At 74.9% G+C, this 6,466-nt stretch carries 4 protein-coding genes; 3 read left to right on the forward strand and 1 reads right to left on the reverse strand.

The window, feature by feature from the left end:
* Positions 1-138: 138 nt before the first annotated feature.
* From ABTZ17_RS25930 to ABTZ17_RS25940, 3 genes are all read left to right on the forward strand, one after another.
* Positions 139-1,767 carry a succinic semialdehyde dehydrogenase gene (locus ABTZ17_RS25930; RefSeq protein WP_352198118.1) on the forward strand — a complete coding sequence of 543 codons (1,629 nt, stop codon included), beginning with the start codon at positions 139-141 and terminating at the stop codon, positions 1,765-1,767.
* A gap of 148 nt (positions 1,768-1,915) precedes the next feature.
* Complete coding sequence (locus ABTZ17_RS25935) at positions 1,916-3,748, forward strand: GMC oxidoreductase (RefSeq protein WP_352198119.1); 1,833 nt, start codon at positions 1,916-1,918, stop codon at positions 3,746-3,748.
* Positions 3,749-4,017: 269 nt separating this feature from the next.
* Positions 4,018-5,646 carry a hypothetical protein gene (locus ABTZ17_RS25940; protein ID WP_352198120.1) on the forward strand — a complete coding sequence of 543 codons (1,629 nt, stop codon included), beginning with the start codon at positions 4,018-4,020 and terminating at the stop codon, positions 5,644-5,646.
* Positions 5,647-6,070: 424 nt separating this feature from the next.
* Here the strand turns inward: ABTZ17_RS25940 and ABTZ17_RS25945 are convergent, their stop codons facing one another.
* Positions 6,071-6,364, reverse strand: a complete 294-nt coding sequence (locus ABTZ17_RS25945) for a chorismate mutase (protein ID WP_352198121.1) — start codon at positions 6,362-6,364, stop codon at positions 6,071-6,073.
* Positions 6,365-6,466 lie beyond the last annotated feature (102 nt).

Raw genomic sequence — 6,466 nt, forward strand, 5'->3', positions numbered from 1 at the left:
GGCGCGGGGGGCACGCGGGTCACGGAGGGCCCGATCGACGCAGTTCAGGCCAGTTCTGCCAGTGATCGCTGGCGGAATGCCAAAAATTGGTTACCGATGGGTACCCAAGCCTGCCCGGAACGTCATACGCTCACGGCCATGACGGACTCGCAGGCCCCCGCCCCCCTCCGCAGCGTCCCTGTCACCACCAACCCGGTGGCCCCCGCCCCGGCCGGCGCGCGCACCGCCGCCGACGTGGTGACCCCCGAACTGGTGGCCCGGCTCACGCGTGGTGCCACCGGCTCCGGCCGCACCGCCAACCACACCCCGTTCACCGGGGAGAAGCTCGCGGACCTGCCCGAGGCCGGCCCCGAGGAGGTGGCGGCCGCCTTCGAGGCCGCCCGGAAGGCACAGGCGGGCTGGGCGGCCCTGCCCGTCCGCGCCCGCGCCGCGGTCCTGCTCCGCTTCCACGACCTGCTGCTGGAGCGCCAGGGCGAGATCCTCGACCTCATCCAGCTGGAGACCGGCAAGGCCCGGCTGCACGCCCACGAGGAGGTCCAGGCCGTCGCCGTGGCCGCCCGCCACTACGGCCGCAAGGCCCCCGCCTACCTGCGTCCGCGCGGCCACGCCGGGGCCATGCCCACCCTCACCAAGGTCACCGAGCTGCGGCAGCCGCGCGGGGTCGTCGGCCAGATCGCCCCCTGGAACTACCCGCTCGAACTCTCCGTCGGCGACGCCCTGCCCGCCTTCGTCGCGGGCAACGCCGTGGTCATGAAGCCCGACACCGAGACCGCGCTCACCGCGCTGTGGGCCAAGGAGCTGCTCATCGAGGCGGGGCTGCCCGCCGGGGTCTTCCAGGTGGTCCTCGGGGAGGGCCCGGTGGTCGGCCCCGAGGTGGTCCGGCACGCCGACTACGTCTCCTTCACCGGATCCACCCGCACCGGCCGCGAGGTGGCCCAAGGCGCCGCCGCCCGCCTCGTCGGGGTCACCCTCGAACTCGGCGGCAAGAACGCCATGCTGGTGCTCCACGACGCCGACGTGGAGAAGGCCGCCGCGAGCGCGGTCCGCGCCTGCTTCTCCTCCGCCGGACAGCTGTGCATCTCCATCGAGCGCATCTACGTCCACGAGTCCGTCGCCGACGCCTTCCTGGAGCGCTTCGCCGCCCGCACCCGCGCCATGCGGCTGGGCAGCTCCCTGGCCTACGGCGCCGACATGGGCTCGCTGGTCGGCGAACGCCAGCTGGAGACGGTGCGGCGGCATGTGGAGGAGGCCGTGGCCAAGGGCGCCACGGTGGTCGCGGGCGGCGTGGCCCGGCCCGACATCGGCCCGCTGTTCTTCGAGCCCACCATCCTCGACGGGGTCGAGGCCCCGATGGCGGTGTGCGCGGAGGAGACCTTCGGCCCCGTCGTCTCCGTCTACCGCTTCACCGACGAGGACGAGGCCGTCTCCCGCGCCAACGCCACCTCCTACGGGCTCAACGCCAGCGTGTGGACCAAGGACGCCCGCCGCGGCCACGCCGTCGCGGCCCGGCTGCGCACCGGCACGGTCAACATCAACGAGGGGTACGCCCCCGCCTACGGCAGCGTGCAGGCCCCGATGGGCGGCATGAAGGACTCCGGGCTCGGCCGCCGGCACGGCTCCGAGGGCATCCTCAAGTACACCGAGGCGCAGACCGTGGCCCACCAGCGGCTGCTGCCCATGGCCCCCTCGCTGGGCATGGACGACGAGACGTACGCCGCGTTCATGACCCGCAGCCTCCGGCTGCTGAAGGCCCTGCGGGTCCGCTGACGCCACCCGGTCGGGAGTGGGGGCGGGCCCGGGGCGGCCCGCCCTCGCCCCCCGCCCCCCTCTCGTGCTCCGCACGTTCCGCCTTGCTCCGCCCGTCCGTTCCGCAGCCGAGCCCGCGGGGTCCGGTCGTTTCCTGGGAGGCCATTCCGTGGCGTACGACAACGGCTACGACTACGACGTCATCGTCGTCGGATCCGGATTCGGAGGCGCGGTCTCCGCGCTCCGGCTGACCGAGAAGGGCTACCGGGTGGGGGTCCTGGAGGCGGGCCGCCGCTTCACCCGCGACTCCCTGCCGCGCACCTCCTGGGACCTGCGCAACTACCTGTGGGCCCCGGCCCTGGGCCTGTACGGGATCCAGCGGATCCACCTGCTCGGCAAGGTGATGGTGTTGGCGGGGGCGGGGGTGGGCGGGGGCTCGCTGAACTACGCCAACACCCTCTACGTGCCGCCGCCCGCCTTCTTCCAGGACCGCCAGTGGGCCTCCATCACGGACTGGCAGGAGGAACTGGCCCCCTACTACGACCAGGCCCGGCGGATGCTCGGGGTCCGGCTCAACCCGACCATGACCGCCTCCGACGTGCACCTGAAGGCCGCCGCGGCGGGCATGGGCGTGGCCGACTCCTTCCACATGGCGCCCGTCGGCGTGTTCTTCGGCGACGGCCGCGACGCCCCGGAGGGCACCGACGGCGCGGACGGCGGCGACGACGGCGGCGTGCGGGCGCGGCCCGGGGAGGAGGTCCCCGACCCGTACTTCGGCGGCGCGGGCCCCTCGCGGCGGGCCTGCACCGAGTGCGGGGAGTGCATGACTGGCTGCCGCCACGGGGCGAAGAACACCCTCAACGAGAACTACCTGCACCTCGCCGAGCGGGCCGGAGCGGTCATCCACCCGCTCACCACGGTCACCGCCGTCGGGGAGCACCCGGAGGGGGGCTACCGGGTGCGCACCGTGCCCACCGACGGCCGCCGCCGGGGCAAGCCCAAGGTGCTGCGGGCCCGCCGGGTGGTGATCGCGGCGGGCACGTACGGCACGCAGAGCCTGCTGCACGCGATGAAGGACCGCGGCGAGCTGCCGCGGCTCTCGACGCGGCTCGGCGAGCTGACCCGCACCAACTCCGAGGGTCTGGTGGGGGCGATGACGGACGACCGTCGCTACCGCCGCCGGCACGGGGCGGAGCGGGTGGACTTCACGCGAGGGGTGGCGATCACCTCCTCCGTGCACCCCGACGCCGACACCCACATCGAGCCCGTCCGCTACGGCAAGGGCTCCAACTCGATGGGCTTCCTCACCATCACGCAGGTGCCGTACTCGACGCACCGGGTGCTCGCCTGGCTGGGTCGCTCCGCGGCGCACCCGCTGCAGACCCTGCGCTCGCTGTCCAAGCGGCGCTGGTCGGAGCGGACCATCATCGGGCTGGTCATGCAGTCCGTGGACAACTCGCTGACCACCTACCGCCGGCCCCGGGGCCCGGGGAAGGGGCTGCTGACGGCCCGGCAGGGGCACGGGGCCCCCAACCCCACCCAGATCGAGGCGGCCACCCGGGCGGCGACCCTGCTGGCGGAGGAGATCAACGGGTTCGCGGGCAGCAACGTCGGCGAGCTGATGGGCACCCCGCTCACCGCCCACTTCCTGGGCGGCTGCCCGATCGGGGCGACCGCGGAGGAGGGCGTAGTGGACGCCTACCACCGGCTGTGGGGGCACCCGGGCATCTCGGTCGTGGACGGTTCGGCGGTCTCGGCGAACCTGGGCGTGAACCCCTCGCTGACCATCACGGCCCAGGCGGAGCGGGCGATGGCGTACTGGCCCAACAAGGGCGACCGGGACCCGCGGCCCGCACAGGGGGACGCCTACCGGCGGCTCGCGGCGGTGGAGCCCACTGCCCCGGCGGTGCCCAAGGAGGCGTTCGGCGCGCTGCGCCTGCCCTTCCTGGCGGTGCCGGAGGTGCCGCCCCGGAAGCCGGCCGGGGATCCGACGGCCCCGTAGGCGGGCTCTTCCGGGTCTTCTGCGTCTTCAGTGGCTTCAGGTTTTCCGGCCCGCGCCCGGTGCGGGCCCTGCGCGCCCCCTCCGCGTGCAGGACCCCGCACCGGAGCGCGAGCCGTGACTAGGTGACACGTGAGTGCGGGGCAGGGTTGTACGCGGGGACGACCCGATTCTGTGAGGTGGGTCACAGGGCGGGGCGGGATGTGATCATTGTCCTCGTTTCGTGACCTGGGAAGGCCGGATTCCGTTCGAATCCATGGGTCGATATGGGCATGAAGAGTTTTTCCCTGCTGGTCGCGGCCGGTCTGGCGACCCTGGGCACGGCGGCACCCGCGACGGCGGAAGCGCCGCCCTCCGTCACCCTGAACGGTCCGGCCGCCCTGTCCGTGCACACCCTCCCGAAGACCGGCGAGGCCCGCCCGCGCGAGCTGGTGATCAGGGCGGAGGTCCCCGGGCGGACCGCCCTCACCGGCACGTACACGATCCGGGTCGACCTCGCCGGAATCGCCGGAGTGGCCACCGCGGACGCCGGCCCCGGCGGGGAGTGCGCCACCGAAGGGGACTCCCTCCTCTGCACGCGGACCCGACTGGAGCCGGGCGACCGACCCGCGGTCCGCCTCGACCTCCGCCCCGCCCCCGGCAGCCGCGCCGGCGACACCGGCCGCATCGCCGTCAGCGGCACCGGCGACGCCCGCTTCACCGGCTTCACCACCCGGGTCACCGTCGGCGGCGGGGACATGGCCGCCGAACCCTTCCGGATGGCGGCGCGCACCCGCGTCGGCCAGGAGCAGCCCGTCCCCGTGGCCTTCACCAACCACGGCCCCGAGGACATCGCCGAGCTCACCCTCACCCTCCGGTACTCCCGCGGGGTCGCCTTCCTCCAGCGCTACGACAACTGCGACTACCCCGGCCCCGGCGCGCGCGCCCGCGAGACCGTGGTCTGCCACGTCCCCGGCCCCTTCGAAGCGGGGGAGAGCTACGGTCTCCCCGAGGGCGCCCTCACCCTGCGCACCACGGAACGGGCCCTGGCGGACGAGTTCTCCTACCGCCTGGACGCCGTGCCGGAGCGCACCGGCGCCCCGCAGCGCGCCCGCACCGCCGCCGGGAAGCTCCTCCGGCCCGTGGCGCGGAAGGCCGTCCCGGCCGCCGCCCGCGCCACCGACCCCACCCCGCGGGACAACGGGCAGAGCTTCCGCTTCACCACCCCCAACACCGCGGACTTCGCGGCCGTCGGCACCACCGTCGGCGCCCTCCCCGGCGAGACCGTCCCCGTGACCGTCGGCCTCCGCAACGCCGGGCCCGCCTGGGTCGAGGACCCGGACGGCCGCGCCTTCGGCGCCACCGAGTTCGTCCTCCCCGCGGGCACCACGGCCGTGGCCGTGCCCGCCGCCTGCGCCCCGCACGACGCCCAGGGGCGGCCCCTCGAGGAGCGGCTCGGAGCGCCGGTCTACCACTGCGCCGCCGGCAGGTCGTACCACCTGGACGGGCAGCGGACCGAGCACACCTTCCGGCTCCGCGTGGACCGGCCCGGGGCGGGCCCCGGATCGGTCGCGGTGGGCCGGAGCTTCGAGGCCGGTCGGCTGCTGCCCTTCACCGGTCCGGCCGGGAACGACCGCGCGACCGTCCTCGTGACGGCCCGTACGGCCCCCACGGCCACGCCCAGCGGCACGGCGACGGCCGGCCCGGTGCCCTCCGCCACGCCCACGCCGGCTCCGACCGCGAGCTCCGGGACCACGGCCACGGCCTCGGCCTCGCCGAGCCCCACGGCCACCCGCCGCTCCGGGGACCTCGCCTCGACGGGCAGCGAGGCCGGAACGCTCGCGGGCATCGCCCTCGCGGCCGTCCTCGCGGGCGGCGCCCTGGTGGCCGTCTTCCGGCGCCGCGGCACCGGCCGGGCCTGAGTACGGGTCGCCGAACCGCGGGGGCGGGCGGAGGGAAGGGGACGTACGGTGCCGGGAGGGCGGACGACGGCCCGCAGGGCGACCCGGAGACCGCCGGAACCCGGGGAACGCGGGAACCCCGGACATGGCAACGGCCGGACGGCCCGGGCCGCACTCTCCGGGCCGTCCGGCCGAGCCGGAAGACGGATCGGCCGACTTCGGGCGTCCCCGAAGTCGGCCGTCCAAGGGGGTGACCGGGCTGCTGTCCCCTGCCGACCGGTCACACGCTGGAACGAGGTCCCACGACGTACGCTCCACGGGCCGTACGTCTCATCGCTCCAGCGGAGCCACGCGTGGTGCGGAACCGCGCCTGGCTGGCACGGACACCCTCACCAACGAAGGCCCGCGGCCCCCGGTCACGGTCCGGAAGGGTGACGAACGGGCGTCACACCCGGCCGCGGCACAGCTCCAGCAGCGTCATCGCCAGCGAGGTGCCGGGCTTGCCCAGGGCGTCGCTCCAGTGCTGGAGCACCTCCATCTCGCGGGAGAGGTGCACCCGACGGCCCCCGGAGGCGATCCGCGCCTCCTGGATCACCGAGGAGACGGCCATCCGTTCCTGGATGAGGCCGATGATGCGGTCGTCGATCGTGTCGATCCGCTCCCGCGAACCGGCGATCAGTTCTTCCGGGGAGGGCGCGGTGGCGGCCGGGGCGTGCGGGGCGGTGGCGGTGGCGGTCATGTTCGTCTCCTGTGGGTTCCGGGGTCCCGGGATCGGGGCGCGGGGCGGTGGGTCCGTGCCGACGGGAGACGGGAAACGCGAAGCGCCCCGGTCCTGTCGGAC

The organism is Streptomyces sp. NPDC097619, from assembly GCF_040302735.1.
GTDB lineage: Bacteria > Actinomycetota > Actinomycetes > Streptomycetales > Streptomycetaceae > Streptomyces.

What these genes read in the sequence shown, in the direction of transcription:
- ABTZ17_RS25930 (WP_352198118.1), top strand. Translation starts at nt 139, where the DNA reads ATGACGGACTCGCAGGCCCCCGCCCCCCTCCGCAGCGTCCCTGTCACC.
- ABTZ17_RS25940 (WP_352198120.1), top strand. Translation starts at nt 4,018, where the DNA reads ATGAAGAGTTTTTCCCTGCTGGTCGCGGCCGGTCTGGCGACCCTGGGC.
- ABTZ17_RS25945 (WP_352198121.1), bottom strand. Translation starts at nt 6,364, where the DNA reads ATGACCGCCACCGCCACCGCCCCGCACGCCCCGGCCGCCACCGCGCCC.